Annotated in this window: 29 protein-coding genes; 16 read left to right on the top strand and 13 right to left on the bottom strand. The window is 48.9% G+C overall.

The features are described 5' to 3' along the window. Positions 1 to 130: 130 nt before the first annotated feature. The 4 genes from HII30_RS06370 (at position 131) to HII30_RS06355 (ending at position 1,373) form a co-directional block, all read left to right on the top strand. Positions 131 to 409, top strand: a complete 279-nt coding sequence (locus HII30_RS06370; RefSeq protein ID WP_169504191.1) for a hypothetical protein — start codon at positions 131 to 133, stop codon at positions 407 to 409. Between the two features lie 35 nt (positions 410 to 444). Then, positions 445 to 747 (top strand): iron-sulfur cluster assembly accessory protein, encoded by a 303-nt coding sequence (locus HII30_RS06365; protein WP_169504190.1) that lies wholly within the window; start codon positions 445 to 447, stop codon positions 745 to 747. A gap of 27 nt (positions 748 to 774) precedes the next feature. After that, entirely contained in the window at positions 775 to 1,005 is a 231-nt protein-coding gene (locus tag HII30_RS06360) for a YuzB family protein (protein ID WP_169504189.1), read from the top strand. A 101-nt stretch (positions 1,006 to 1,106) separates the two neighbouring features. Continuing rightward, the gene (locus tag HII30_RS06355; protein ID WP_169504188.1) at positions 1,107 to 1,373 is read left to right on the top strand and encodes a hypothetical protein; all 267 of its coding nucleotides are present in this window, start codon (positions 1,107 to 1,109) and stop codon (positions 1,371 to 1,373) included. A gap of 98 nt (positions 1,374 to 1,471) precedes the next feature. Here HII30_RS06355 and HII30_RS06350 read toward each other — a convergent pair whose 3' ends face one another. After that, positions 1,472 to 3,475, bottom strand: coding sequence for an LTA synthase family protein (locus HII30_RS06350; protein WP_169504187.1), 2,004 nt, complete (start codon positions 3,473 to 3,475; stop codon positions 1,472 to 1,474). Between the two features lie 59 nt (positions 3,476 to 3,534). Continuing rightward, a complete protein-coding gene (locus tag HII30_RS06345; protein ID WP_169504186.1) occupies positions 3,535 to 4,695 on the bottom strand; it encodes a THUMP domain-containing class I SAM-dependent RNA methyltransferase in 1,161 nt (386 codons plus the stop codon). 148 nt (positions 4,696 to 4,843) lie between these two features. On the opposite strand from HII30_RS06345, the gene HII30_RS06340 reads away from it, so the two are divergent. Continuing rightward, positions 4,844 to 5,476, top strand: coding sequence for an O-methyltransferase (locus HII30_RS06340; protein WP_169504185.1), 633 nt, complete (start codon positions 4,844 to 4,846; stop codon positions 5,474 to 5,476). 73 nt (positions 5,477 to 5,549) lie between these two features. Here the strand turns inward: HII30_RS06340 and HII30_RS06335 are convergent, their stop codons facing one another. After that, positions 5,550 to 6,761, bottom strand: a complete 1,212-nt coding sequence (locus tag HII30_RS06335) for an MFS transporter (protein WP_169504184.1) — start codon at positions 6,759 to 6,761, stop codon at positions 5,550 to 5,552. A 240-nt stretch (positions 6,762 to 7,001) separates the two neighbouring features. On the opposite strand from HII30_RS06335, the gene hemE reads away from it, so the two are divergent. From hemE to HII30_RS21780, 7 genes are all read left to right on the top strand, one after another. Beyond that, the gene (gene hemE, locus HII30_RS06330) at positions 7,002 to 8,045 is read left to right on the top strand and encodes a uroporphyrinogen decarboxylase (RefSeq protein ID WP_169504183.1); all 1,044 of its coding nucleotides are present in this window, start codon (positions 7,002 to 7,004) and stop codon (positions 8,043 to 8,045) included. A gap of 38 nt (positions 8,046 to 8,083) precedes the next feature. Further along, positions 8,084 to 9,022, top strand: coding sequence for a ferrochelatase (hemH, locus tag HII30_RS06325; protein WP_169504354.1), 939 nt, complete (start codon positions 8,084 to 8,086; stop codon positions 9,020 to 9,022). A gap of 275 nt (positions 9,023 to 9,297) precedes the next feature. Further along, positions 9,298 to 10,077 carry a glycerophosphodiester phosphodiesterase gene (locus HII30_RS06320; protein WP_169504182.1) on the top strand — a complete coding sequence of 260 codons (780 nt, stop codon included), beginning with the start codon at positions 9,298 to 9,300 and terminating at the stop codon, positions 10,075 to 10,077. Then, on the top strand, positions 10,074 to 10,697 hold the full coding sequence (locus tag HII30_RS06315) for a fumarylacetoacetate hydrolase family protein (RefSeq protein WP_169504181.1): 624 nt from the start codon (positions 10,074 to 10,076) through the stop codon (positions 10,695 to 10,697). The genes HII30_RS06320 and HII30_RS06315 overlap by 4 nt, the downstream gene beginning before the upstream one ends. 23 nt (positions 10,698 to 10,720) lie before the next feature. Continuing rightward, a complete protein-coding gene (locus tag HII30_RS06310) occupies positions 10,721 to 11,521 on the top strand; it encodes a DUF92 domain-containing protein (protein ID WP_169504180.1) in 801 nt (266 codons plus the stop codon). 29 nt (positions 11,522 to 11,550) lie between these two features. Next, positions 11,551 to 13,494, top strand: coding sequence for an ABC-F family ATP-binding cassette domain-containing protein (locus HII30_RS06305; protein WP_169504179.1), 1,944 nt, complete (start codon positions 11,551 to 11,553; stop codon positions 13,492 to 13,494). A gap of 194 nt (positions 13,495 to 13,688) precedes the next feature. Beyond that, a complete protein-coding gene (locus tag HII30_RS21780) occupies positions 13,689 to 13,820 on the top strand; it encodes a hypothetical protein (RefSeq protein WP_281363442.1) in 132 nt (43 codons plus the stop codon). Positions 13,821 to 13,862: 42 nt separating this feature from the next. On the opposite strand, the gene HII30_RS06300 is transcribed toward HII30_RS21780, so the two are convergent. From HII30_RS06300 to HII30_RS06280, 5 genes are all read right to left on the bottom strand, one after another. Next, on the bottom strand, positions 13,863 to 14,897 hold the full coding sequence (locus HII30_RS06300; protein WP_169504178.1) for a M20/M25/M40 family metallo-hydrolase: 1,035 nt from the start codon (positions 14,895 to 14,897) through the stop codon (positions 13,863 to 13,865). A gap of 56 nt (positions 14,898 to 14,953) precedes the next feature. Next, positions 14,954 to 15,340 (bottom strand): LapA family protein, encoded by a 387-nt coding sequence (locus HII30_RS06295; protein ID WP_169504177.1) that lies wholly within the window; start codon positions 15,338 to 15,340, stop codon positions 14,954 to 14,956. A gap of 84 nt (positions 15,341 to 15,424) precedes the next feature. Continuing rightward, positions 15,425 to 17,215: an oligoendopeptidase F gene (gene pepF / locus HII30_RS06290; protein ID WP_169504176.1), complete on the bottom strand. Its 1,791-nt coding sequence runs from the start codon at positions 17,213 to 17,215 to the stop codon at positions 15,425 to 15,427. Positions 17,216 to 17,415: 200 nt separating this feature from the next. Continuing rightward, positions 17,416 to 17,598, bottom strand: a complete 183-nt coding sequence (locus HII30_RS06285; RefSeq protein WP_169504175.1) for a hypothetical protein — start codon at positions 17,596 to 17,598, stop codon at positions 17,416 to 17,418. Between the two features lie 5 nt (positions 17,599 to 17,603). Next, positions 17,604 to 17,837: a hypothetical protein gene (locus tag HII30_RS06280; protein WP_169504174.1), complete on the bottom strand. Its 234-nt coding sequence runs from the start codon at positions 17,835 to 17,837 to the stop codon at positions 17,604 to 17,606. 182 nt (positions 17,838 to 18,019) lie between these two features. Here HII30_RS06280 and HII30_RS06275 point away from each other — a divergent pair, with 182 nt between their 5' ends. Continuing rightward, positions 18,020 to 18,217 carry a cold shock domain-containing protein gene (locus tag HII30_RS06275; RefSeq protein WP_169504173.1) on the top strand — a complete coding sequence of 66 codons (198 nt, stop codon included), beginning with the start codon at positions 18,020 to 18,022 and terminating at the stop codon, positions 18,215 to 18,217. A gap of 529 nt (positions 18,218 to 18,746) precedes the next feature. Here the strand turns inward: HII30_RS06275 and HII30_RS06270 are convergent. Beyond that, positions 18,747 to 19,907, bottom strand: coding sequence for an MFS transporter (locus HII30_RS06270; protein ID WP_246246157.1), 1,161 nt, complete (start codon positions 19,905 to 19,907; stop codon positions 18,747 to 18,749). A 208-nt stretch (positions 19,908 to 20,115) separates the two neighbouring features. Here HII30_RS06270 and HII30_RS06265 point away from each other — a divergent pair, with 208 nt between their 5' ends. The 3 genes from HII30_RS06265 to HII30_RS06255 are packed head-to-tail and all read left to right on the top strand — an operon-like array spanning position 20,116 to position 22,421. After that, positions 20,116 to 21,198 carry a tetraprenyl-beta-curcumene synthase family protein gene (locus HII30_RS06265; RefSeq protein ID WP_169504172.1) on the top strand — a complete coding sequence of 361 codons (1,083 nt, stop codon included), beginning with the start codon at positions 20,116 to 20,118 and terminating at the stop codon, positions 21,196 to 21,198. A gap of 21 nt (positions 21,199 to 21,219) precedes the next feature. Next, on the top strand, positions 21,220 to 22,191 hold the full coding sequence (pfkA, locus tag HII30_RS06260; RefSeq protein WP_169504171.1) for a 6-phosphofructokinase: 972 nt from the start codon (positions 21,220 to 21,222) through the stop codon (positions 22,189 to 22,191). 17 nt (positions 22,192 to 22,208) lie between these two features. Then, entirely contained in the window at positions 22,209 to 22,421 is a 213-nt protein-coding gene (locus tag HII30_RS06255; protein ID WP_169504170.1) for a DUF3906 family protein, read from the top strand. A 95-nt stretch (positions 22,422 to 22,516) separates the two neighbouring features. On the opposite strand, the gene HII30_RS06250 is transcribed toward HII30_RS06255, so the two are convergent. From HII30_RS06250 to HII30_RS06235, 4 genes are all read right to left on the bottom strand, one after another. Beyond that, positions 22,517 to 23,884 carry an MATE family efflux transporter gene (locus tag HII30_RS06250; protein WP_169504169.1) on the bottom strand — a complete coding sequence of 456 codons (1,368 nt, stop codon included), beginning with the start codon at positions 23,882 to 23,884 and terminating at the stop codon, positions 22,517 to 22,519. A 79-nt stretch (positions 23,885 to 23,963) separates the two neighbouring features. Next, positions 23,964 to 25,109 (bottom strand): putative glycoside hydrolase, encoded by a 1,146-nt coding sequence (locus HII30_RS06245; protein WP_169504168.1) that lies wholly within the window; start codon positions 25,107 to 25,109, stop codon positions 23,964 to 23,966. A gap of 280 nt (positions 25,110 to 25,389) precedes the next feature. Further along, positions 25,390 to 25,578: a forkhead box protein gene (locus HII30_RS06240; protein WP_211184455.1), complete on the bottom strand. Its 189-nt coding sequence runs from the start codon at positions 25,576 to 25,578 to the stop codon at positions 25,390 to 25,392. 173 nt (positions 25,579 to 25,751) lie between these two features. Beyond that, positions 25,752 to 26,576: a YitT family protein gene (locus HII30_RS06235; RefSeq protein ID WP_211184464.1), complete on the bottom strand. Its 825-nt coding sequence runs from the start codon at positions 26,574 to 26,576 to the stop codon at positions 25,752 to 25,754. Between the last annotated feature and the right edge of the window lie 283 nt (positions 26,577 to 26,859).

Genomic DNA, 26,859 nt, shown 5'->3' with positions numbered 1-26,859 from the left:
ATCGCGTAAACTATACGTGACCGCTGCCGGTTTGAAGGTTGATAAGCTTGCGGCGGTCCTCTGATTATCGGGTAATGATATACATCACATCTGGAAAGACATAATACGCTCCTGAAAGGAGAACAACAAAATGAAATGGAGAAGACTGCTGTCACTTCGCCGCTGGTCCCATGTCCTGAAAAAAGTATCGGGCTACCTTACTTCCCCGCGCGTTGAAATGAGGGACAAGCTGCTCTTCGTGATCCCTGCTGCGCTGTACTGGGTGCTGCCGGATCTGATGCCATTTGTTCCTATAGATGATATCGGGGTCACCATGCTCCTCATGAACTTTTTTGTGGGCCGGGTGGAACGCAAATATCCGGAACTGGCCTTGCGAAAACAACCGGTCAGGAATACAATTAAACATTGAATGAATGACTTCACTTCACAGGAGATGAACAAATCATGAAATGCAAAATTACTCGCAATGCGGCGAAAGTGATAAAGAGAGAATTGGATAAGGAAGAGAACCAGGGCAAGAAGCTTCGCGTTATTATCACACATGCCCACGGCGATCATGCTCATTACGGTCTGGATTTGGACACGCCTGGAGAACAGGATGAGGTCGTGGCCACAGATAAAGAGATCGATGTGATTCTGGAAGCTGGACAAGACCTGCTGGATGGTGTCAAGATCGATTACCTGTACCTTCCTGAAGAAGGTTTTGTCATCACCAATCCGTCCAAAGGAAATCACGGCGACCATTAGGTCGATCCGTCAAGAGGCTTTAACACCATGACAAACGATATACGTGTCTGTGAAAAATGTAAGGGAACATCGCTAAAAACCGTCATTCCCAAGTTGAAGAAGCTTGCGCCGGATGCCGACATCAAAGTCGGCTGCAAATCCTACTGCGGCCCCTGCAAGAAGAGGGCCTTCGTCTATGTCAACGGACGCTATATCAGCGCACCTACAGAAGATGAAGCATTGGCAAAAGCGCAGGCGTTCATTAAGCAGCCATCCTGATTTCCAGTGTTTTACCCGTCTTTCGTGTGAATAGTAACGGTGTAAGGAATCCATCCTATACAAGCACCAGGTCACTTCACTCATCGAAGGGAGACGGTACAATGAACAGTCATGATTCCAGTCTTCAAAGAAATAATGCGGCCAACAGTGCGCTGGATTCTATCGAAAAGCTTCACCGTTCGGTATCCTCAGCGCTGTCCCATCCTACGGAGAAGCTGATTGCCCAGGCTCAAAACTCGCTGACCCATACAGAACAAGCGGTTTTTCAGGCTGAACAGCATGCCAATCGTAATGCAGTGGAATTGGCCGAGGAGCTGCTCGGTGAAGAGAAGAGCCGACTGTCCAGGCTGTCTTCCAAGAGAAAGTAAGCAGGTCCTGTGCCACAAAAAAGCGTCCCCCGGTTTTGATACCGGCGGGACGCTTTTTGTGTGGAAAACGGTGCTGCTTCAGCAGGATAAGCAATCTCTTATTCCTGGCTATCCTGTAAAGCGGATTCCCTGAATGCTGCAAGCAAATCATAAGTAACGACCTGATCCGAAATGTTCAGCATCTGCCTGCTCTTTTCATGTCCTGCAGCACAGGCTAAGGTGTCGGTGGGCTGCCGATCCTTGAGGCTGTAGCAGGCACCTGATTCGAAGCTCCCTGTTTCGGAAGGAATAAAGAATACCTGATCATCTGAGAATGCACCGCTGCGCAGAGGGACAAGCCTGTTCTTCTTGGATGTTAAACTGCTGCCCATCAGGTCATACGGCTCGGTTGAAATCCCCAGCAAGTGATAGAGGGTAGGGGCCGTATGCATCATACCCGCAGGTTCTTCATAAGTCCCTGCCAACCCGTCATCCGGCAGATGAATCAGCATCGGAACCTGATGCATGATCTGCTCCATATCCAGATCGGACAGTGGGCGTCCATAAAACTGCTCATAAAAGGCTCGGTCCGTAATCGAGTTATCGTGGTCGCCATATATGACCAATATGGAGTTGTCCCACAGCCCCTGAGCCTTCAACTGATCCATCATTTGACCCAGCGCCTTATCAGCATAGTGGACAGACTGCAGATAGTCCCCGAATATATTGCCGCTAAATGCTCCGGCATCCAGCTCCCGGTATTCCTGGGGGAGACTATAGGGATGATGGCTGCTTAGCGTGATGAGGAACGAGTAGAAGGGCTGTGGAGTCTCCTTCATGTAATCCAGTGATTGTCGGAAGAAGGAGGCATCGCTGATCGACCAGCCGATTTTCTCGTCCTGTTCAAAATCCTTTTTACTGTAAAAACGGTCATACTCCATTTCCGTGTACACGACCTGCCGGTTCCAGAAGCTGCTGTCATAAGAGTGATATACATTGGCGGCATATCCGTTCTTCTTCAGGATAGATGGCATGCTGTCATAGGTATGAGAAGGGAAGCGGGTGAATACCGATCCGGCTGGCAGAGGGAGCAGTGATGTCTGTGTCACAAAATCTGCATCTGAGGTCCGGCCCAGCGCGGTTTGATGATAGAAATTGGAAAAGTACATGCTTTTGTCCATCAGTGCGTTCAGATTTGGTGTAATTGGCTGCCCATTCAGTTCTTTACCTATGACAAAATTCATGAGTGCCTCAACCTGAACGATGATCACATTAATGTCTTTGAATCTGCCGAACGTGTCATCTTTGTCCAGCGCGATGCGTTCCTTCCGCTTGTCATCAAACCAGGCCTGCACCTGGTCAATCTCACTTTGTGGAAAGGAGGGGCGGATGCCAAAATGATCTTTGGCATACCGATAGGTATCATATCCGTGAAACCCGATCAGACCGGTGACATTGTACAAGGAGAGGTTCCACCAGTTTCCATCAAATAGACCGATGGCCCATGTCTTGGACTGCCATTTAATCGGCAGAAAGGTCAGAAGGGATCCCATCACCAGAGCAAAAAGGCCAATTGCCAGGCGCTTTTTGAACGGTTTTTTATGCTGGGTTTGGGCTGAATACATCGATGTTCCAATCCCAGAATGCTTACTTCGCCGACTCCGGATCAGAAGGGATACACTCCAGGGGATGACGACAATCCAGTCTAGAAAGAACCACAAATCCTGGATATGAATCAAGGAGCGAATGCTGTCTCCGAGCGAGCCGACCTGACCTGCCTGCATCAGAATCGGAACGGTAATGAAATCTTCAAAGTACCGGTAAAATACAAGATCCGCATATATGATTCCTGTCACCAGCAAATTCAGTGCAGCCAACGAAGCGATCGTCCCCTTCCTGGGCAGCCATAATGTCCAGAAGGATACCAGCAGCAGGCTGCCGATGGTCACAATATAATCCACCGGATTCATATCAATATTGACCACGTTCAGGCTGTAGTGAAAGACGACGAGTTTGAAAAGCATAATCAATATAAACAACAGATATGTGGAAAACGGGGTTCTAAACCACCTGCCCAGTTTTTTTCGCAGTCCCGGCTGCTGTCTGGTGTCATAGAACTGCATAAAGCCTGCCTCCTTATCCATTTACATGAAAGAGCCGCCTGTGGCGGCGGCTCATCTTCTTAATCCTTGAGTGCTTCTGCCGCACGAGGGCGTGGTGGAAGCGGGCCAAGATACTGGTAATATTGACACTCGATCCGGCCGTTGAACAGCTTGCGCCGTTTATCTGCCTTGCGTCCAAAATAATGCTCGAACTGCTTCGATGGACTTAAAGCAAAGAAAGACCAGGAAGGCAGCTGTGCAGACATCCGTCCGAACTGGCGTACAAGACGCTCTACTTCTTCCTTCTCACTCAGACGCTCACCGTATGGCGGATTCGTGATGATGCAGCCAAACTCTCCTTCAGGAAGCGCTTTGGAAGCAGGGAGAACGCGGAAGTCGATTTCTCTGGCGAGACCGGCGCTTTTGGCGGCGGCTTTTGCCACTTCGATCGCTTTCGGGTCAATATCACTGCCTGCCAGTTGGAGAGGCGTATCATCTTTAACTGAATCAAAGGCTTCCTCCCTTGCTTCATTCCAGCGTTCGCTGCCGATGATATCCCAGTGTTCGGAAGGGAATGAACGGCGAAGGCCGGGCGCAATGTTCCAGGCTATCATGGCTGCCTCAATCAGAATGGTGCCGGATCCGCAGCATGGATCGTACAGCGGACGGTGCCCGCCCCAGCGGCTCAGTTGAATCAGGGCAGATGCCATGGTTTCTTTTAATGGAGCTTCAGTAACCATTTTGCGGTAACCCCGCTTGTGCAGGGCGGCTCCTGTCGTATCCAGGGTCAGTAAGGCCCGGTCATTCATCAGGCTGACCTCGATCCGGTACAGCGGACCGTCTTCCGGGAACCATTCCGTATGATACGAAAGCTTCAATTTTTCGACGATCGCTTTTTTTACGATGCCTTGGGAAGCCGGAACACTGCTAAGCTGGGATTTCTGGGAACGGCCTTCCACGGGGAATTCCCCGTCAGCAGGAATCCACTGCTCCCAAGGCAGCGCTTTGGTGCCCTCAAACAGTTCATCGAAGGTTCGGGCGTCAAACTCTCCCATTTTGACCAGAATACGATCCGAGGTTCGCAGCCAGAAATTGCATCGGCAGATATCAATCAGGTCTCCAGCGAACGTGACTCTCCCGTTCTCGGTCTGAAGATCGGTATAGCCCAGTTCCTTTAACTCACGGGCGACAACGGCTTCGAGCCCCATGGGCGCAGTCGCGATTAATTGTAATTGTGGCATGAACGTGATTCAACTCCATATCTAGGTATAAGCAATAGTATAGGCAATAGTATAGGGTATTGTACAAGGCAAGACAATTATCTTATCATATAGCGGAACAGAAACATTTCCGGTATACGATCAGATGTACGTTATGGGAGGAACATGAATGGATCATTCACAAGAAGATTATGTAAACCGCTTGTTCGCGGAAGACGATACACTGCTGCAGGTCAGAGCCAACATTGTGAAGCTTGGCATGAGAGATATTTCGGTAGCACCTGCATACGGCCGGCTCCTAACCCTGCTTGTTCAAACTTCGAGAGCAAGAGAAGTCCTCGAAATCGGAGCATTAGGAGGATACAGCGGAATTTGTTTATGCCGCGGCCTGGAAGAGGGAGGGCGTCTCACTTCTCTGGAACTGAAGGAAGATTATGCTGCGCTTGCCGGCACACATATTTCAGAAGCGGGTTATGGAGACAAGGTTGAATTCCGAACCGGGCCGGCCGCAGACAGTCTGGAGCAGTTGAAGAAGGACGGGCGCAGGTTTGACTTTTTCTTCATTGATGCAGATAAAGAAAATTATCCGGTATACCTGGAATATGCGATTCAGCTGGCGAACCCGGGAGCTTTGATCGCAGGTGACAACTGTTTTCTCAGAGGACGTACCCTCGATCTGGACAAGAATGGGCCATCGGTTCAGGCTGTTCGCCGATTTAATGAGATTATCGCATCAGACCCCCGTTTAGTCAGTACGATGCTGCCTTCTTATGACGGTTTAGTGCTCGCCAGAGTGAAATAATGTCTCACAACAGCAAAATAGGGCCGCTCCTTTAAGATCCAAGATCTTTGGGAACGGCCCTTCAGCACTTTTGTCACCTGAATTTTATCGCACGCCCGCCACCGTAAAGCTTCAGCCTCACCCAGACCATATTGATCAGAAGCAGACTGCCAGAGACGATAAACAAACCTTCGATGCCGATGAAACCGGCCATAAAGCCGCCAATGACAGCACCAAGCATGTTGCCGAGCGCTAGAGCGCTGGTATTAAAACCGAATGCCCGGCTTTCCATCCCATCTGGTGTATAAGAACGGATCAAGGCGTTTACGCTGGGAAGCAGCCCGCCCATAAAGACGCCCATCATGAAGCGGATGATTACCAGCTGCCAGACATCGGTCACAAAAGCTTGCGGGATCAGCGTCAAGCCGGTTCCGATGAGAGCAAATGTCAGAACCCGGTTCGCCCCGACCTTGTCACTCAGACGGCCAAGAAGCGGGGAAGCAATCATGTTGGACAATCCGGTTACTGCAATAACCATACCGGCCCATAACGCAATATCGACGCTCGTGCCATGCAGCTTCTGCACATAAAGCGGCAGCAGGGACATGGGGCTGATCATGGCAAATTGCAGAAGAAAAGTAACGGTAAACAATGCCGGCAGCTGGGGTGTATGGTTCAGCTCTTTTAAGCCGGCCAGAACGGACGCCTGCGGTACTGCCATGGCTTCCTCGCGGTCAAAGGTTTCCTTGACGAGAAACAAAGCAAGCAAGGATGCAGCGAAAATCAACGTCCCTGTAATGAAGAAAATCGGACGGAAGCCGACCCAGTCTGCCATAAGACCGCCGATCAGAGGCCCGAGTATGGTTCCGGCGACCTGGCCGGACTGCATCGTCCCCATTGCGAAACCCATACGGTTCTTTGGCGTCGTGCCGGACACCAGCGAGATTGCCGCTGGATTAAAACCGGAGATGGTACCGTTCAGCAGTCTGAGTACAAGCAGATGCCACGGGTGAGTAGCAAAGCCCATACAGGCGATGACAAGGGCCATTCCGAAGCCGGAACGAAGCAGCATCAGCTTGCGGCCGTATTTATCGGCAACCTTGCCCCAGATGGGCTGGAAAATAAAAGAGGTCAAAAAATTGGCGGCAAAAATAAAGCCTGCCCAGATTCCGATCTCACGCGTGCCGGTAACCCCCAGGTCCTGTGCAAGGTACAGGGTCAGGAAGGGAGTGATCATCGTCATCCCTGCATTAACCAGGAACTGTCCGAACCAAAGTACAATGAGATTTACTTTCCACGGAGACAACGGCCTTCACTTCCTTTCTAAGGTGTCCGGTCTAAATAGAGCGTGAATACATAAATACGCAAAAAATTGCCATTCTTTCACTATACCATATTTGACGTATGCCTGCGCCTCCGGCAGTGTCACAGGATTGTCATGTGATCTTCATGTGATGCCGGGGTCAGGAGGTTGTTACGACCATTTAAAAAGGGCATAATAACATATACAGGTAACTTTTCTTATAGACGATTTGGAGGCCTAATCATGACTTACAATGATCAGTTTATCCGAGCTTGCCGAAAGCAGGAAGTAAGCCGGATCCCCGTCTGGTACATGCGGCAGGCTGGCCGCTACGATCCGGAATACCGTAAAATTAAAGAAAAATATTCACTGCTCGAAATTTGCAAACAGCCTGAACTGGCTGCAGAGGTTACATTGATGCCTGTCCGCAAGCTGGGAGTGGATGCTGCGATCCTGTACTCGGATATTATGAATCCGGTTGCTTCGATCGGCATCGATTTTGATATTGTGAAAAATATCGGTCCGGTCATTGATAATCCCATTTCAACAGCTGCCGATGTTGAGAGGCTGACTCCGATTGATGTGGAAGGCGATCTTGGACACGTCCTTGAGACGATACGGATTTTGGACCGGGAGCTGGACGTTCCGTTAATTACCTTTGCCGGTGCTCCATTTACCATTGCCAGCTATTTGATTGAAGGAAGGCCTTCCAGGAATTACATAAAGACCAAGGGAATGATGTACAGTGAACCGAAGGTGTGGTATGCACTCATGGACAAACTGGGTGACATGGTCATCACGTATCTGCGGGCTCATACCAACAACGGCGGCAAGGCATTCCAGCTGTTTGACAGCTGGGCCGGCGCGCTGTCACCCAAAGACTTTGAAATCTATGTCCTGCCTACCATTACCCGTATTTTTGCCGAACTGCAGGATTTGGATGTACCGAAAATTTATTTTCCTGGTGTCAGCTCCGGTGAGCTTCTTCCCGTCCTGTCTCATCTGCAGGCCGATGTGATCGGCCTGGACTGGAGAGTCTCCATCGCGGAAGGGCGCCGGCGCCTGAATGGCAAATACGCCGTACAGGGAAACCTCGATCCTACTGTGCTGACAGGACCGATGGAGGTTATCAAGCAGTATGCCAAGGAAATCATCGATCAAGGCATTCAGGAACCGGGGTATATATTCAATCTGGGTCACGGTTTGTTCCCCGAAGCGTCTCTGGACAAGCTGAGGGAGCTGACGGAATATATTCATATCTATTCCGAGCAGGCGCTTAAAGCGTAAATTGACAGGAAAATAATGAATAACCAGAGGTGAATGGAATGAAAATTGGTGTACTGGTCATGTCCTATGGAACGCCGCAGAGCATGGAAGATGTTGAAGCATATTACACACATATCCGGCGGGGGAACAAGCCTACGGAAGAGCAGCTGAAAGAACTGACTGATCGCTATGATGCGATTGTAGGCGGTGTCTTTCCGCTGCGGGAGAATACAGACCGTCAGGTATCGACACTGCAGGAGACACTCAACCGCGATTCCCGCGCACAAGGTGTGGAGTTTGTATGTTATCAGGGACTGAAGCATGCGTCACCGTTTATTGAAGATGGCGTAGAACAGATGGTGAAGGACGGCATTACCCAGGCGGTAGGCATCGTTCTGGCACCTCATTACTCTACGATGAGTGTAGGCACCTATATCAAGCGGGCTCAGGAGAAAGCGGAGGAGACCGGCCTCAAGATTGCATTTGTGGAAAGTTATCATATGCATCCGGTATTCATTGATCTGCTTGCGAGCCGTGTCAGCGCAGTGCTGGATCAATTTCAGGAAGCAGGAGCTTTGCGCGAGAATGTGCGTGTCTTGTTCAGCGCACACAGTCTGCCGGAGCGTATTTTGTCGATGGGGGATCCTTATCAGGATCAGCTTTTGGAAACCTCGAAAGCTGTTGCTGAGAAAGCAGGCATCGGGAAGTGGCAGTTTACCTGGCAGAGCGCAGGACGTACGCATGAGCCTTGGCTCGGACCGGACATTCTGGACACGCTGCAGGATTTGAAACAGGAGCAGGTCGAGGATATCCTGGTGGCACCGATCGGGTTTGTGTCTGATCATTTGGAAGTGCTCTATGATTTGGACATTGAAGCCGTGTCGACAGCCAAAGAAATGGACATGCGGCTGATGCGGACACAATCTCTGAACAGTGACCCGAAGTACATGGAAACACTGGCCGACTGCGTGATCACACTTTGGCAGCAGAACAAGTAATAAAACAGATAGTAAGGACTGAGCCCTCCGGAATGCCGGGGGGTTCTACTTTTGCACAAATTCTTGGTATAATATGAGAAGTTGAGCCGGTGAGGTATATCATACCGGAGAAAAAGGGGTGACACGATGTACCCGTCCAGAACCGAGAGGAAAAAAGTGAAGGACCAGCAAAAGCAAAGCCGGTGGCTTACTTTTTGGAGTATTGCGAATATTTCACTTATCGCTGTAGTTGCCGGTCTGCTTGTCTATTATCTGAACAACCAGGAGGTCCTACCATGAACAATTTATGTGTGGCTCACCGTGGTTTTTCAGCCAAGGCACCTGAAAACACCCGGGCAGCCTTCAAAATGGCAATGGATGTTCCATATGTCAACTGGCTGGAGATTGATGTTCAGCTGACAAGGGATGGTGTGCCTGTTGTTATCCATGATTTTAGTGTGGACCGGACGACAACCGGCAAAGGCAAGGTTAAGGATCTGACCTGGCAGGAAATACGCGCGATGGACGCCGGGATTTGGAAAGGCAAAGAGTTTCAGGGGGAGCAGGTTCCATCGCTGGATGAAGTGCTGCAGCTGGTCAAGGGACGCCTCAAGCTGAACATTGAGCTGAAAACGAGTGGAGAGATGTATCCGGGCCTGGAGGAAAAAGTGCTGGATCGCATCCGTGCCCATAACATGCTGCCAGAAGTTGTACTGACGTCCTTTGAACCGAAAGCACTTCTTCGTGCCAAGGAACTGGAACCCCGTGTGAACGTTGGACTTATAATAGATGCCCATCCCAGGGACCTGTTGTCCCGTCTGAAAAAGATGGGATGTACATTTTTATCCATCGGCTACTCGCATCTGGATGCTGCCTTTGCATCAGAGCTGCACAGAAACGGCATTACACCGATGGCCTGGACGGTGGATGACCGCCGCAGCATGGCTGCTCTGGCCCGAATGCATCCGGAAATTATGATATGTACGAACAGGCCGGATACGTGGGGACAGCTTTTTCTGAATTTGATTGCTCCACGCATTCCGTTCTGGCGGAAATGGAAAGGGTGGTTTCGATGATTGAACCAGTGAGGAATGTATATTGTGTAGGTCGGAACTACAGACTGCATGCAGCAGAGTTAGGCAATGCAGTTCCGGAAGAGCCGATGATATTTCTGAAGCCTACGCACGCCGTGGCTCTTATGGATGGAAGCAGACTGGCGCTGCCGCAGGACCGCGGAAGCCTTCATTTTGAAGGTGAAATTGTGATCCGTATCGCCAAAAGTTATGAAGCAGGCATGAGTGTGGATGAGCTGGTGGATGCCATGAGTCTGGGTATTGATTTTACCCTCCGCGATGTGCAGAGTGTTATTAAAGAGAAAGGCCATCCATGGACTGCCGCCAAAGGGTTTAAAAATGCTGCACCGCTTGCTCCCTGGATTCCTTTCCCGGGAAATAAAGCAGTAAAAGAAACGCCTTTTACCGTGCTTAAGAATGGCAGTCAGGTACAATGGGGGAAAGCCTCAGACATGATTTTTTCTCTGCAGGAGATTGTAGATTATGTAGGCCGGCATTATGGTCTTGCTGAGGGTGATATTATATTTACAGGCACGCCTGAGGGTGTAGGACCCGCAGAAGCGGGCGACAATTTTGAGCTGTTCTGGAATGAGAAGTCTATGGGCTCCTGTATGATCGGATAGCCCATGATGCGGGGGTTAAGAGATTGGATTGGCTGATTGGAGCCGCCGGGGCTTTTGCAGCATCCGGGTCGGCATATCGTAAAAGGTCGCTCTCCCTTTCCGGAGCCGCGGCCGCCTTCGTTATGGGAACGGTCTACTACGGAGCAGGGAACCTGTTTTGGTTCGGGACCCTGCTTCTTTTTTTCATAACTTCAACCATGCTCTCCAGGTACAAGCAGGAGCGGAAGAAGGATCTGGAAGCAGCCTATGATAAAACCGGCCGCCGCGATGCCGGTCAAGTGTTTGCTAATGGCGGCATCGGGATGCTGCTATGTCTTGTGAATGCCTGGTATCCGAGTGACATATGGCGTTTATTGTTCATCGGTGTAATGGCTACCGTGACGGCAGATACCTGGGCAACAGAGATCGGCAGCTTAAGCCGTAAGGCACCCCGAAGCATACTGAACGGCCAGGTCCTGTCTCCAGGAGCCTCAGGCGGGGTCTCCTGGCTGGGTTCCGGAGCTGCAGCCGCAGGAGGCCTGATAATTGGTACAGGAGCAGGTTTGCTGGCTTATGTCTCAGGCCAAGAGCCTCAATATCTTATGTATATCGCAGCAGGACTTTCTGGGGGATTGGTCGGAGCATTCAGTGATTCTCTGCTGGGCGCATCCTTGCAGCGTATGCAGCGCTGCAGCATTTGCGGAAGAAGCGTGGAAGCCGCTTCACATTGCGGAAGCCCCACTGCCGCGGACCGGGGGCTGCGCTGGATGAACAATGATATGGTGAATCTGATCAGCTCTCTTGCTGGAGGGGGAGCGGCGCTGCTTATGGCTTTCATGTTTTAAAAATTCTTGGACAAGTAGGTAATGTATTTATGAATATAATGACGGTTGAACAGCTCTCCAAAAGCTATGGCGATAAAATATTGTTTCAAGACGTTTCCTTTGGCATGGACGCACAGGACAAGGTCGGGATTATTGGAGTTAATGGAACGGGTAAATCCACTTTTATGCGTGTGATCGCAGGGCTGGAGCCGCCGGATACCGGGAAAATTTCGGTAGGAAATCGGGTCACCATTCAATATTTGGCCCAAAATCCGGATTTTGATCCGGAGCATACGGTGCTGCAGCATATTTTTTCCGGAGACCTGCCCGAAATGAAGGCCGTGCGTGATTACACAGAAATTATGGAACAGCTGGAGATTAACCCGGACAGTAAGGAACTGCAGGAAAGGCTGCTCAAGCTGAACCAGAATATGGATGCACTGCAGGCCTGGCAGCTGGAGAGTGACGCCAAAGCGGTCTTGTCCAAACTGGGCATTCGCAGCTATGAAGCCAAGATGGGTTCGCTCTCCGGGGGACAGCGTAAAAGGGTAGCGCTCGCGGCTGTATTAATTCAGCCGTCCGATTTGTTGATTCTGGACGAGCCGACGAACCATATTGACAATGAATCGGTCGCTTGGCTTGAGCAGTATCTGCTGAAGCGCCGCGGTGCCCTGCTGATGATCACGCATGACCGGTATTTTCTGGACCGTGTGGCGAATGTCATGCTGGAGCTGGATCATGGACGTCTGTTCCGCTATGAGGCGAACTACAGCCGTTTTCTGGAGCTGAAGGCAGATCGGGAAGAAAGAGAAGCCGCAGCAGAGCAGAAACGGCAAAACCTGTTTCGAAGCGAGCTGGCCTGGATGCGCCGGGGGGCGAAGGCACGGACGACGAAACAGAAAGCCCGGATTGAGCGCTTCGAAACGCTGAAAGAACAGGAAGTGAACCATGCGGCTGGTGAACTGGATGTGTCGGTCGCTTCCACCCGGCTGGGACGAAAAATACTGGAGATTGAGCATTTGCACAAAAAAGCCGGAGACAAAGTGCTGATACACGACCTGAATTATATAGCGGTCCCGGAAGACCGGATCGGGATTGTCGGGCCGAACGGAAGCGGCAAATCAACCCTTCTAAATCTGATTGCCGGCAAGCTTGAACCAGACAGCGGAGAGGTGATGACGGGCCAAACGGTCAAGATCGGGTACTTCACCCAGGAGCATCAGGATATGGATCCCAATCAGCGGGTCATCGAGTATATCAAGGATGAAGCAGAGGTCGTAAAAACGGCGGATGGCTCATCGATCTCAGCCGCGCAGATGCTGGAGAGGTTCTTGTTTACACCTACCGCCCAGTGGACGCCGATCGCCAAGCTTTCCGGCGGGGAGAAGCGCCGGTTGTACCTGCTGCGCGTATTGATGAGTGCCCCTAATGTTCTGCTGCTGGATGAGCCGACGAATGATCTGGATATTCAGACGCTGTCGGTGCTGGAGCAGTATCTGGATGAATTTCCTGGTGTCGTGATTCTGGTTTCTCATGATCGCTTTTTCCTTGATCGTACAGCAGACAAGATCATGGCCTTTGAAGGTCAGGGGCAGGTTCGTGTGCATGTAGGCTCCTACAGCGAATATGCGGAATGGATGAGCCGAAATGCAGGCGGACTATCTTCCGGAGCAGAGGAGCCGCGTACGCGTGAAGCTGCTGTTAAGACGGCCGATACAGGCTCCAGCGATAATCGGCGTGAAGCCCGCAAGGAGAAACTGAAATTCAGCTACAGTGAACAGAAGGAATATGAGCAGATTGACGAAAATATTGAAGCAGCAGAGCTCAAGCTGGTACAGATTCAGAAGGATATGGAGGCATCCGCAAGCGATTCTGCAAAACTGCAGGAATTGATGCAGGAGCTCAAGGATGGCGAGGCTGAATTGGAGCATCTCATGGAGCGTTGGACGTATCTAAATGAGCTGGCGGAGAAGATTGAACAGAACAAAAGCTGAAGTTGAATAAGGAGCCGTCCCCAGAGTATAGTTTTCGCTTCCTCGCTACTCATAGCGTGATAAATAGACTGCGATTATATGGAGAGGCAGGCATGATAAGCTGGTAAGGAGTGTAGCGAAGAGCCGAGTTTGCTACGTGGTGACAGCTCTTTCATCTATTTTTAATCAAAAAGGTCGAAGGCAGACTCCTGCATTTGGAGTTCCTGTCTTCGACCTTTTATCTGTTTTTAGATGAATATGCACGAAGCAGCGGAGAGAACGAAACGATTCTGGACCAGCGGCAGCGATCGGAAGATGGTTCTCAATCGAAGTGGACCAGCAGGTAATTTATAAATTCATTTTATATATAATGTTTAGTCCCTGATTTGTTATTTCACGTAAGCAGCAAGCAGTTTCACGGTATTGATTACAGCCTGCTTATGCGTTCTTTCCATGGCATGCGAAGCATGCACACCAGGCCCAATCAAAGCTGCGCGGATGTTGCTTCCGGCGGAGAGGGCTGCGGATGCATCGGATCCGTAGTGCGGATATACATCTACAGCATAAGGAATTCCTTCTTCTTCAGCTAGCTGAATCAGCCGTCCGGTCATGTCATAATCATACGGACCACTGGAATCCTTGGCGCAGATAGAGACGTCGGTTTCCTTGCAGCTGAGGTCATCTCCAATGCAGCCCATATCAACAGCGATCAATTCCTTAATATCATCAGGCAGATAGGCTGCTCCGTGCCCGACCTCTTCGTAGTTGGAGATCAACACCTTGATACTGCTGCGCGGCTTCCATTGTTCACGCTGCATGCTCTCCAGCAGACCGAAAAGCGCGGCTACGCTGGCTTTATCATCCAGATGCCGGGATTTGATGTAACCGCTGGGCGTGATTTCGCAGCGGGCTTCGAAGGATACGTAATCACCCACCGATATACCGAGCTTCTTCACGTCCTCTGCCTGCTCGATATGCTCATCAATACGGACTTCCATATGGTGTTCCTCACGGCCGAACGTGCGGGCGTCACTGTATACGTGAACGGACGGCTTTGTGCTCATAATTGTACCTGTGTAGGTTTTCCCGCTGCGGGTGTGGATGACACAGTATTCGTTCTCAATGCTGTTCATCATATAGCCGCCAATTCTGGTGAGGCGAAGTGTTCCCTCAGGCTTGATAGCCCGCACCATGGCTCCGAGTGTGTCCACATGACCGCTGAGACCGATTGTTCGTGTTGTATCTTGGCCAGGAACGGAGAGAATAGCGCCTCCCTTTTCATTCCGGGTCACATGGACCCCGAGCAGGGCGGCTTCCTTCTCAATCATGCTCATGATCCCGTTCGTGAAGCCCGTCGGGCTGGGCGTGTTCAGCAGCTTTTGCAGCAGGTTTAATATATAGTCTTCATTCGGTTGTATGCTCACTATCAAAACTCCTTGCATATAGATTAAAAGTAAGATTGTTTATATCATGCCTTCATTTACAGTTTGTCCTTCTGAAGCTCGTGAGCAGGCTCCTGTGGAGCTTGCGGGTCCGCGGATGTATCTGCCGGAAGAACGGGTTCATTGGAATGGTTTGCTTCATCCAGTGAGACTGCTTCGGGTGTATAGCCGGTAACCTCCTGGACCTGAGCCAGCTGGGCTGTCAGTGATTTGATCTGTTTCTGCATCTGATATTGACGATAAATTCCGTAAGATCCTACAATAATGCCTCCCAGCAGTGTACAGCCGATAATCAAGAGGATCAGAGGGACGGTCACCATGCCGAAAAGCAGATTAACCGATACAGGATCAACATTAATAACGGCAAAGACGGCTGTAAGCAGTGCAAACACAAGACCTAAAATAAGAGACCACTGCATCTTCATGAGGATTCCTCCTTGGATATGAGTATAAATCCCTTGCCCGCCGGGCAAGGGATTTATACGAACTGTGATAGCTGCGGCTATCATTTATTTCGTCAACTGTTCCATTTGTGAAATGATGTCTTCAAAGACACTCATGGCTTCACGGATCGGTTCTGGAGAAGACATATCCACACCGGCTTTTTTCAAAATATTAATGGAGAAGTCGCTGCCGCCGCTCTTCAGGAACGAGATATAGCGGTCTACGGCTGGCTGGCCTTCCTCCAGGATCTGTTTCGAGAAGCTGGTCGCAGCCGAGAAACCGGTCGCATACTTGTAAACATAGAAGCTGTTGTAGAAATGCGGGATCCGGGCCCACTCCATGCTGATGTCCTTATCTACAGTCATATCATTTCCGTGATATTTAACATTAAGTTCATAATAAATATCTGAAAGATCCTGCGGCGTCAAGGAGTCGCCCGCTTCCGCACGTTCATGAACGAGCTTCTCGAATTCGGCAAACATGGTTTGGCGGAAGACCGTTGTACGGAACTGATCAGCATAATAGGTCAGCAGGTACATTTTTTCCTTCGGATCTGTGGACTTCTTAAGCAGATAATCCATGACCAGAGCTTCGTTGGTTGTGGAAGCCACTTCTGCGAGGAAAATCGTATACTGTGCATCACGATATTTCAGCGCGTTGTCCGAATAGAATGAATGCAGCGCATGCCCCATTTCGTGAGCCAGGGTGAACATGCTGTTCAGATTGTCTTTGTGATTCAGCAGTACATAAGGGTGGGTGCCGTATGCTCCCCAGCTGTATGCTCCTGTACGCTTGTTCTCGTTCTCATAGACATCGATCCATCCTTGATCATAGCCATCCTGTAAATGGCCAAGATACTCTTCACCCAGCGGCTGGAGACCTTCCTTAACCTGCTGTTTCGCTTCCTCGTAGGTGATGTCAAGCTTGTATTCTTCCACCAGCGGGGCAAACAGATCATACATATGAAGTTCATCCACACCCAGAAGCTTCTTGCGAAGTTTCATGTAACGGTGAAGCAGGGGCAGGCTCTCATGAATCGTATCGATGAGGTTTGTATAAACTTCCTTTGGAATGTTATCGCCGTATAGGGCCATCTCCAAAACCGATGGATATTTGCGTACCCGGGAATAGAAGATGTTCTTGTTAACATTGGAGCTCAGTGTTGCCGCAATGGTATTCTTCTGCTTGCTGTAGGTTTCATAGACAGCTTTAAAAGCGGCTTCCCGCACTTGGCGGTTAGGGCTCTCAAGGAATTGAATATAGCTTCCGTGCGTGAGCTCTACTTCCTTGCCGTTCTCGTCCTTGATCTTCGGAAACTTCATATCTGCATTGTTCAGCATGCCGAAAATCGTCTGTGGTGCTGAAGACAGATTGCCGACCTGCGCCAGCAGAGCTTCCTCTGCCTTGGACAAAATATGTGCTTTCTCACGCTTCATTTCAGTCAAAGTGAAATTGTATTCTGACAACGCCGGGTTCGCGATCAGTTCATCCAGTTGGCTGTCAGACATTGCCAAAATCTCCGGTGTGATGAAAGAAAGAGCTTCACCGACTTCAACGCTCAGCTTCTTGGCCTTCTGGGTTAAAGCCTGGTATGTAGGATCCGCTGTATCCTCATCGTGATGCATATGGGCATAAACAAACAGCCGTTCCGTGTGCTGGCCGATTTCGTCTTCAAGCTCAAAACATTGTTTTACCGTTTCTGCGTTATCGAGCTTGCCTTGAAAATCCTTTGCTGTTTTAATGAGGCGGTGTACCTCTTGGTACGTGCTGTCCCAGGCCTTCTGATTCTCAAACATATCTTCCAGCTTCCATTTATGCTCGGCAGGGACTTCATTTCGTTTCAATAATTTTTCCATGGAAATCCTCCTAATCTGATGATCGTATGATTTCATCCGGGCTGACTCTCCTGAAACCTCAGGATGTCGTACAGGGAGCGGCAGCAGACAGAGTACCAATGTAAGGCTTATCGCTTTTGCATACTTCAAAGGCTTCAACCTCCTGGGGTTTATAGCATCGAGCGATAGTATGCCTTGCTGCGCAGTATTTCATCCCGTGTTTAAGAGGAACCCAGATTAAAAAAACTGTATACAATAAGGAAAAAGGCAAACAGGACCATGGCAATCGAAGTAATAGCCATTCCTTTTCGGAGACTCACAGGAATCCGGTCTTTATACATGATCATGATTGCCCCCAGACTGAAGGCCAGAATAATGAAGATGACAGCATTTGTGTAATCCATCCCGTTCAGACCTGTTTAAAGCTCTGAATCAGCTCTTCCCATTCATCTTCGCGACCTTCAAAATCTTCTTTGGGGAAGCGGTGATGCACCCACTGCATCAAGGCAGGGCGGCTCATAAAAGTGTGGGTTTCCTCACCCCATTGGTCGGATATTTCCCGGAGTACCAGATAACGGCCTTGAACTTCGACGGTCATCATATTCCATTTGTCTTTTTTGTATATTTCATGTTTTTTGATCATATGCACTTCTCCGTTTTTTTATTGGTCTTTTGGGTAAATGATACCGCAACGGCCATCCTAAAAGCAAATAAGAACATGGTATAATTTTGTGTGGGTGCACGAAACGGATTGCATTGTCGAAGCACATGAGATATAATATGGGTATTCGCCATAGATGGCGGTATTTTTAGGAGGTTGTTCATTTGAAAGGTACAGTTAAATGGTTTAATGCAGAAAAAGGTTACGGCTTCATTTCAGTTGAAGGCGGCGAGGACGTATTCGTACATTTCTCCGCAATTCAAGGAGATGGCTTTAAGTCCCTGGAAGAAGGTCAAGCGGTTGAATTCGAAATCACTGACGGAAACCGTGGTCCTCAAGCAGCCAACGTAATCAAACTGTAAGTGAACTCCGGCAACGGGGATCTTATAGATAAACCATTTTTGATGGCATATTGATTCATGAAGGCGATCACGACACAGTTCCTTAACAGGAACTGTGTCTTTTTAATTTTCACACACCTTATTTTTCTGATTTAAAGACGCTGCGGGTACGAATCATCCCTCCCATCGCTCTTGTGCTCTAATTTCCTGAATGAGTTTGTTTAAGGTAGAAATTAGAGCACAAAGGCGAACGCTCTCACTTGTACGGAATCGATTCGTCCCCTCCGCTACTTCGTGCAGATCCACCCATAAATCCCGAAAACAAAAAGACCGCCCTTAGGTAAAATGATGGTATCAGCCACCACTTACGACAGGAACGGTTTCTTTGAGCGAAGCGGTCGCCTTAAAGTTTTCCGTAAAAAAGCTATCCCCAGATTTATGCTTATGTGAATAATAATTCGAAAAATTCGGGGATAACAGCGATTGGAAGATGGTTCTCAATCGGAGTGAACCTTTGTGTAATTTATAACTTTTTTATATTGATAACATGTTAATCACGATGAAATATGTGACGCCACATAAAACCTGCAGCAGCAAGACCGGCCAGGGCGGCAGCAAGATAATAAAAGGTGACTCTGCCCGCGCTTTCGAATAATCCTCCGCCAAACGTGCCGCTGATCAGGCCGGACGCACTGGACCAAAATACGGTGAATAATGCCATCCCGGTCGCTTGATAGTCTGTAGGGACAAGCCGCGAGATATAACGGACAGCTGTCACATAAAACACCCCGAACGTTACACTGTGAAGTGCTTGTACGGCAAGTACACTCATAGGATCACTGACAATGCCCATGAGCACAAAGCGAACAGCATACATCAGGCTGGCAAACGCAAGCAGCGGCAGCTCCTTGATTTTGTCTCCGTATTTACTAAGTAAAAAAAATATCGGAATCTCGCTGACTGCCGACAGCATTAAAGACCAGCCAATCAGGCCTTCATCAGCACCAAGCTGCGCCATGGTTAAGGTGAGAAAAGCTTCGTTCATCCGGTGTCCAAGCGCCAGGGCAAAGACACAGATGAAAAACCAGAATATTTCCTTGGAGCGAAGCATTTTCACGAGGCCGGAAAGCTCCATCCCGCCGCTGCGTTTGACTACACCGTCGCGGAGCAGTAGGGAGAGTATGAGTGTGACGGTTCCGATAGCAATACCGATCACAACAGCCCGGTTCGCACCGGCCAGACTGATGACATAGCCGATTCCCAGGGCAAACAGGGCAAAGCCGATCGATCCGAAGACACGGATGACGGTGAAGCTGCGGTTATACCGCTTAGCGGTTTGAATTGCCATCGTATCTGCGAGCGGGTAGACGGGATAGTAGAAGAAGTAAAACAGACTGATGATCATGAATACCGCACCGAACGAGTTGGCCTGTGTTAGAAAAAGAAGCAGGGTAAGCTGGCCGCCGATTAACAGCATCATGATTTTTTTGATCGTTCTGTATTTATCGCTGGCATAACTCCAGATCATGTTGGAAAACATGGAAATCAGCGGTCCGACGGCGTATAAATAACCGACTTGTGTGCTGCTGAATCCGAGTTCTTTATAATATAGAGGAAAATAAGAAATAATTAATGCCGTAGTTCCAAAAATCGTAAACATAAACGCCCGAAGCCAATTCTGGTCTGGTCTGGGCGGTGCAGCAGATTTCATAGCATGAGGACTCCCATCTGTGTTGAGCGAATAACTTGTAGCAATCAGCAGGGTCAAGTATATCATATGCTGCCCCGATTCAGGGGGAATGATTTCAGGTCAGAGCATTCAAATGAGATAAGTCATTTGTACAAAAGGGTTGATCATATTATAATAGGTTGTGATTTGGATAGGTATAAAAAAGACAACCATGTGGAGGCAGAGTTCATTGAATAATCAAGAGCTAAGCCGTAAAGTTCCGCGAGGTCCTGTCGGTCTCATGAGTAGGGTATATAAATACATTCTCCCAGAAGTGGCAGCCGAGCTGGATCAATGGCGGCGGGACGCCGAACAAATACCCGATGAGGAACTTCGAAATCAGGCGCTTGCGAGCATTGATACTAAAAGGTTTCATTGTCAGGGCGGAGCGGTGTACGCAGCTGCGAACCTGCCGGAAAAACATGTACTGATCCCACTGATCGTCGCTTTTCAGACTATCAGTGATTATTTGGATAACCTGTGTGACCGCAGTACATCATTGGATCCGAAGGACTTCAGGCAGCTGCACCAATCCATGCTGGATGCAGTGATCCCGGATAAAGAACTTGAAGATTATTATGCTTACCGCTCACAGAAGGAAGACGGCGGTTATCTTGTCCGTCTGGTTATGACCTGCCGGAACTGCATTGGACAGCTTCAGGGATACGATCCAGCACAGCCTTACATAAAAGATCTGGTTTCTCTGTATACAGACCTGCAGGTGCATAAGCATATCCATCCCGACCTTCGGGAATCCGCCTTGCTGGAATGGTGGTCGCTTCATGCACATCGGACACCTCATTTGAGATGGAATGAATTTGCAGCTGCAACAGGCTCGACACTGGGTATGTTCATGTTGTTTCTGGCAGCCTCAGATCCATTCCTGGATGACCAGGATGCGTCTGCTATTCATGCGTCTTACTTCCCCAATGTATGCAGTCTCCACATTATGCTGGATTATCTGATTGATCAGGACGAGGATAAAGCGGGAGGCGATCTGAATTTTTGTAACTATTATGAAGACGCCGAAACGATGCTGGACCGTCTGACTTCCATTGTTGAATGGGCACGAAAAGATGTGGCGGCCATTCCTTCAACGGAATTCCATCGCATGATTATTGAAGGACTTCTGGCTTTATATTTATCCGATCCTAAAGTCAGCGAGCAGGAGTTAGTTCGCACCGTGTCCAAACGGCTGATGAAAAGAAGTCCGATGACCCGTATTTTCTTTCTGATGAACAGCCGGTGGATTCGCAAGCATAAAAATGATTGACCAATTGAGGAGGAATTCGACATGGCAGAAGTTAAAAAAATCGCTGTGCTTACCAGCGGAGGCGATTCCCAAGGTATGAACGCTGCACTGCGTTCTGTAGTACGAAGCGGACTGTTTTACGGTCTGGAGGTATATGGAATTCAGCGCGGATATCAAGGTTTGTTGAATAATGAAATCAACCAAATGGATCTGCGGAGCGTAGGAGACATTATTCAGCGTGGAGGAACCATCCTTCAATCGGCCCGCTGTCCGGAGTTTATGACTCCAGAAGGTCAGCAAAAGGGGGCCGATATTCTGAATCAACACGGTATTGATGGCCTGGTTGTCATTGGCGGAGACGGCTCCTATCAAGGTGCCAATAAATTGAGCAAGCTGGGCATCAAAACAATGGGACTTCCCGGGACTATCGACAATGACATCTCATTTACCGATTATACGATCGGTTTCAATACAGCCGTGAGCGTTGTCGTTGATGCGGTGAACAAGCTGCGTGATACCATGTCCTCTCACGCCCGTTCTTCTGTTGTAGAGGTCATGGGACGCCACTGTGGAGACATTGCCCTGCACGCAGGCCTGGCTTCGGGAGCAGAAACCATTCTGGTACCGGAAGTTCCCTACAATATGGATGAGATCGCTGACCGTATGAAGGAGAACTTCGATAAAGGCAAGCGCCACAGTATTGTCATCGTCGCTGAAGGGGTGGGACGCGGTGAAGACGTGGCTCAGGGTCTGAAAGAACGTCATGCATCCATTGATGCACGGGTTACGGTGCTGGGTCATATCCAGCGCGGCGGTACGCCGACTCCGTTCGACCGCAATCTCGCGAGCCGTCTCGGTGATTTCGCAGTACGCAGTCTGATTGAGGGTCAGTCGGACAAAGGATGCGGCATCATTAACGGTGAGCTGGTATTGACCGATATTGATAAAGTCGTAAACACCAAAAAAGATTTCGATATGGATATGTACGAGCTGGCACTTCGCTTGTCCCAATAATATATGAGGTGAACGGAATGTATTTATATCGGATGGAAGTGACCTGTGATCAGGGGAATCTGGTTGTCATTACAGCAGCCGAGAATGAAGAGGGGGCTTTCAAAGCGGTTGACGAGCATGTAGAGCGTCACTTTCTTGCGATGCCCGACATTCAGGAAGTAACCATGCTGGAGAAAAAACGGATGGTTTCCGGGACCGCTTATGTTATCGAAACCGGTCAGGAAAGCTGAAGGTATGAAGTGAAGTGGAAATGAAACAAGCCCTGTTGTGCGGTGAATGCTGCACAACAGGGCTTTTTGACTTGCCAAGTATCGTTGATTTTGATCTAGGACAACTTCATATGTTCCGCTGCCGCATATTTTCGCTGAACTTTGAGAAGTCTCAGCATCAGCAGCAGTGCACCAACAGCTAAACCGGTAATCAGGCCGATCCAGTATCCAAAAGCTCCCCAAGCTGTGAACACAGCAAGTATATATCCGACAGGCAGACCGATCACCCAATAGGAGAGGAAGGCCAGCATAAAAGCGACATTGACATCCTTATAACCGCGAAGCGCACCTTGAGTCGGTGTTGCGATCGCATCTGAAATTTGAAAAAATATAGCAAATATAAGGAAATGAGAGGTCAGTTCTACAACGACAGGTTCATTGGAATATAAACCAGCCACTTGTTTTCCTGCCATCAGCAGAATGACGGCTGTTATGAGTGAGAGCAGTACAGCAAAACTGATGCCCAGCTTGGCGTAAGCTCTGGCGTCTTTCATTCGGCTAGAACCGGCTTCATATCCGATGATAATCGTGAGGCTCATGCAAATGCTCAGCGGCAGCATATACAGGGTCGTAGCAAAGTTCAGGGCTGCCTGATGAGCAGCAATTGTGGTGGTATCATAGCTGCTCATCAACAAGGTTACGGCAGCAAACACCGCCGTTTCAAAAAAGATGGAAAACCCGATCGGTATTCCGATCTTCGACAATTCCTTCCAGGCACCCATGGATATGCCTCGCAGCTGCCGAAGCAGCTGAAAGTCCGAGAAAGGGTGCACAAAGTGAATGATAAATAATGTGATCAGAAAAACAACCCAATACGTAATGGCAGATGCCACACCTGCACCGATTCCACCGAGTTTGGGGAAACTGCCCAAACCATAAATGAATAAGGCATTAAGTGCAACATTGACCGGCAGGGAGATCAACGTAACAGCCATCGATATTCGGGTTTGTCCCAGAGCATCAATAAAGCTGCGTAGAACAGTATAAGCAAATAATGGAACAATACCTGCAGAAATAGACAGCAAATATCCTTGAGCTACGTTACGGACTGTGGGTTCCAGACTCATGCTGTTTAAAATGAGCGGGACGCTCACAAATCCGAGAATGAGCACGCCGAGAGCTAGCACAATTGAAAACCAGACAGCCTGAACGACGTGAAATGTCACTTTCTGTTCCTGCCGGGCGCCCATCAGTTGGGAGACAATGGGGGTGACCGCCATCAGAATTCCGCTGAGTCCAGTCTGAACCGGAATCCAGAGGCTTGTGGCAATAGCGACACCGGCAAGGTGTGCAGAGCTGAATTTACCCGACATGTTGGAATCAAAGAAGGACATGGCTGACAATGCCAGCTGCGTGATCAGGATGGGGAGCAGTATCACGAGGAACTGCTTGAATTTTTGCGCATAAGTATGTGTTGGATTCATTTTTTACAGGCCTTTTCTGTCAAATTGAAGACCCGGCTGCTTTGGCCGGGCCTTCATGTTAAGTATGCATGATAGCGGCTTACTTATACTGTACTCCTTTAGTGTAACGGTTAGAGGCATTCCAGAGCAAATATTCATGGACATCCATTTCTTTAAGTGCACGAATCTGCTCTTCAACTTCTTTTTTGCCGTATTTGGCGTAATTGCCGCTGCCGAGCCAGCTTGCCGTGAAGTCCTGAATCCAGGGACGGATAATCGGTTTGTAAGAGCCTAGTGGATCCAGTTTTTTATGTGTGTCTTCCATAGAGCCTTTGATGGTCTGGTAAGGGGCTTTATCAGGTACTTTGGAACCAAACCATCCTGTGGTGTAATGGCTTGGATATACCATAGGGCTGATCACATCCACATGCTTGGAAATTTTCACAAAATCCTGGCCGATCCCCTCTGCAGCCGGAACGGAAGCGGCATATCCGAAAATATCCACCGACACGCGGATGCCCAGAGGCTCCAGTTCCTTGCGCGCATATTTTACAAATTCGGCAACGATGTCTACCCGGGAACGGTCGTCCTTCGTATATTTAAGAGAATCAGCCCGTTTTTCGAAGCCTTCCGGAAAACGGACATAGTCAAACTGGATCTCCTTGAAGCCCAGTTTGGCTGCTTCTTTGGCGATCTCGATATTGTAATCCCATACTTCCTTCTGATACGGGTTAACAAACATGTCTCCGCTGCCATTCGCCCAGACAGAGCCGTCACTCTTAACAAAAGACAACTCCGGCTTTTTCTTGGCCAGGATCGTATCCTTAAACACAACGACACGGGCTATCGGATAAATCTCATGCTTATCCAGCCGTTTCATCAGTTGGTTTATATCCCGGATAAACGGCTGGGGCTTGCCCAGCTCCTGCAGCTTGGGATTGTCTGTTTTATACGTTATGTATCCTTCATCGTCTTTTACGTCGATGACCATCGCGTTCAGCTCTGTATCATTCATAAGCTTTACAAGCTCATCCATACGTGATCCTCCGGCGCTGTAAGCTGTAACATAAATTCCTTTGACTACCGGTGCTTCGTCTTTCTGAGGATCCGCTTTCACCACATTTGTCTCGGAGCTAGTTACTGTACTGACAGAAGTGTGCAGTACGCTTGTGACTTCACCATTGGGCTGGGCGTAAAGGCCCATGCCTCCAGATGTCCAGATTAGTAATGCCAAGATGATGTTCATAATGACCTCTCTCCCTTGTGTTTTCGCACACATGATAAATGTATTATAACGAAACCTTGGACGACAAAAAGAACAGGATGGTTACAATTAACAACTGAACTGTCATCCAACAAAGTGATCGCATGATACCTAGTCTTTTTAAACGAAACGTAAGTCATTCAAACGCCTTTCAAGTAAAACATGGATATTAAAACAGATTATAGAAAATAAAAGTGCCGTTCTCCCCAGTGGAGAGAACGGCACGGCGTGCTCCGGATCCGGGTGGATTCCGGTAAAGATTTTAATGAAGAAGTGCTTGGTTCTGATTTTCACAAATACTGTACTGAATGATCTCCATAGCATCATCTTCTTCAAGTATACTGAGCCCGTCCCGAAGGACGATTTTGAAATTGAGCTCGTTTTGCCTGAAGAATGGCAGCATGTCCGGAAACCATTTCATGACGATTTCTGACAGTTTCACCGTTTCCATTTCCACAAAAATCACCCTTTCCTTCCTTTTTGATGAGGCTAGGCAGGACGTTCGCAGTAAAACGGAAAAGCAAGTGGAGCTGGAAGCTTGTTGGAGCAGCTTAACAATATTGTAGGAACCGCGCACAGATATTATACCACATTCATAAAGTCTTTTCCTTTTATAAAAAAAAATCAGCCTCTGCGGAATTGCCCCATCACACCGACGGTTTCTACAATATTAACGAAGGCTTGGGGATCGGTTTCTTTAATAATCATCCTCAGTTCAGCCAATTCATAACGTGTAGTTACAGTCATCAGCATATCCTTCTCTTTGTGGCTGAAGGCACCCTGGGTTTTAATCCTCGTGACACCGCGGGGTCTTATGAGCAGTTTGGCAAGCAGCTCTTCCGTCCGGTCTGTCACTATAAAAACAGTGACCTTGATATGATTAATGTGAACGAAATCGATGACACGACCGGTGACATACATAGAGAGCATGGAGGCGAGTGCCAGGTTCCAGTCGTTTTCCAGATAAGCGACCGCGAGAATGACCACTGTATTCATGGCGACGAGCACGGTACCGACCGGGAAATCACGATGACGGGTTACAATGGAGCCAATGACATCGAATCCTCCTGTAGATCCTCCTACGCGGAAGGATAGTCCACCTCCAAACCCGACCAGCAATCCTCCGAAAACCGACGACAGCAGCATGTCGGATGCGACTGCCTCTACAGGTATATATTCAAGCAGGATGGTTACAACAATGACGGACAGCATACTGTAACCGACAAACCGCCGCCCCAGCTTGATCCATCCGGCAACCAGAATCGGGATATTGATAACAAAATACATGACGCTGATGTTGAACGGAGAAAAATAGCCGATTAACATGGCAACCCCGGATACACCGCCGCTAAGCAGGTGATGGGGGATCAGAAACAGATTGAAGCCGCAGGCGATGACAATGGCTCCAATGATTATGGCAATGGATCTCCAGATGACTTTTAACACCATTTTCACCTCGGTTATTAGTATGACTTAAAGGTGCCTGCTGGTATTCCTTAATGCATGTGTGATATAATGTATTGGATATTCTTGAGTAGTTCGTTACAATGATAACTTTGCAAGCTAAACAGGATGATTATACATTAGCCGACCTTGGACTTCGGCAACAATAATTAACGGTCCACCCTCATGCAGAAAATCCTGCAGGCCGGGAAAGCCTATAAACGTCACCGCTACTTAAGAATACAGAGAAGAATGTGGGATGTCCACTAGATAGAAGGAGTATGAACCT

It is taken from the genome of Paenibacillus lemnae, assembly GCF_012933385.1.
Classification (GTDB): Bacteria; Bacillota; Bacilli; order Paenibacillales; family Paenibacillaceae; genus Paenibacillus_AQ; species Paenibacillus_AQ lemnae.
Note: the sequence above shows the minus strand (reverse complement) of the source record. Positions and strands in the feature narration are given on the sequence as shown.

Bases quoted from the DNA above. Each gene is read 5' to 3' on its own strand.
- HII30_RS06345 (WP_169504186.1), bottom strand. From the start codon at position 4,695: ATGCCACAATTACAATTAATCGCGACTGCGCCCATGGGGCTCGAAGCC.
- hemE (WP_169504183.1), top strand. From the start codon at position 7,002: ATGACTTACAATGATCAGTTTATCCGAGCTTGCCGAAAGCAGGAAGTA.
- HII30_RS06315 (WP_169504181.1), top strand. From the start codon at position 10,074: ATGATTGAACCAGTGAGGAATGTATATTGTGTAGGTCGGAACTACAGA.
- HII30_RS06320 (WP_169504182.1), top strand. From the start codon at position 9,298: ATGAACAATTTATGTGTGGCTCACCGTGGTTTTTCAGCCAAGGCACCT.
- HII30_RS06370 (WP_169504191.1), top strand. From the start codon at position 131: ATGAAATGGAGAAGACTGCTGTCACTTCGCCGCTGGTCCCATGTCCTG.
- pfkA (WP_169504171.1), top strand. From the start codon at position 21,220: ATGGCAGAAGTTAAAAAAATCGCTGTGCTTACCAGCGGAGGCGATTCC.
- HII30_RS06360 (WP_169504189.1), top strand. From the start codon at position 775: ATGACAAACGATATACGTGTCTGTGAAAAATGTAAGGGAACATCGCTA.
- HII30_RS06305 (WP_169504179.1), top strand. From the start codon at position 11,551: ATGAATATAATGACGGTTGAACAGCTCTCCAAAAGCTATGGCGATAAA.
- HII30_RS06280 (WP_169504174.1), bottom strand. From the start codon at position 17,837: ATGATCAAAAAACATGAAATATACAAAAAAGACAAATGGAATATGATG.
- HII30_RS06350 (WP_169504187.1), bottom strand. From the start codon at position 3,475: ATGCAGTTCTATGACACCAGACAGCAGCCGGGACTGCGAAAAAAACTG.
- HII30_RS06235 (WP_211184464.1), bottom strand. From the start codon at position 26,576: ATGGTGTTAAAAGTCATCTGGAGATCCATTGCCATAATCATTGGAGCC.
- HII30_RS06240 (WP_211184455.1), bottom strand. From the start codon at position 25,578: ATGGAAACGGTGAAACTGTCAGAAATCGTCATGAAATGGTTTCCGGAC.
- HII30_RS06295 (WP_169504177.1), bottom strand. From the start codon at position 15,340: ATGAAGATGCAGTGGTCTCTTATTTTAGGTCTTGTGTTTGCACTGCTT.
- HII30_RS06285 (WP_169504175.1), bottom strand. From the start codon at position 17,598: ATGGATTACACAAATGCTGTCATCTTCATTATTCTGGCCTTCAGTCTG.
- HII30_RS06340 (WP_169504185.1), top strand. From the start codon at position 4,844: ATGGATCATTCACAAGAAGATTATGTAAACCGCTTGTTCGCGGAAGAC.
- HII30_RS06365 (WP_169504190.1), top strand. From the start codon at position 445: ATGAAATGCAAAATTACTCGCAATGCGGCGAAAGTGATAAAGAGAGAA.
- HII30_RS06270 (WP_246246157.1), bottom strand. From the start codon at position 19,907: ATGAAATCTGCTGCACCGCCCAGACCAGACCAGAATTGGCTTCGGGCG.
- HII30_RS06355 (WP_169504188.1), top strand. From the start codon at position 1,107: ATGAACAGTCATGATTCCAGTCTTCAAAGAAATAATGCGGCCAACAGT.
- hemH (WP_169504354.1), top strand. From the start codon at position 8,084: ATGAAAATTGGTGTACTGGTCATGTCCTATGGAACGCCGCAGAGCATG.
- HII30_RS06245 (WP_169504168.1), bottom strand. From the start codon at position 25,109: ATGAACATCATCTTGGCATTACTAATCTGGACATCTGGAGGCATGGGC.
- pepF (WP_169504176.1), bottom strand. From the start codon at position 17,215: ATGGAAAAATTATTGAAACGAAATGAAGTCCCTGCCGAGCATAAATGG.
- HII30_RS06255 (WP_169504170.1), top strand. From the start codon at position 22,209: ATGTATTTATATCGGATGGAAGTGACCTGTGATCAGGGGAATCTGGTT.
- HII30_RS06250 (WP_169504169.1), bottom strand. From the start codon at position 23,884: ATGAATCCAACACATACTTATGCGCAAAAATTCAAGCAGTTCCTCGTG.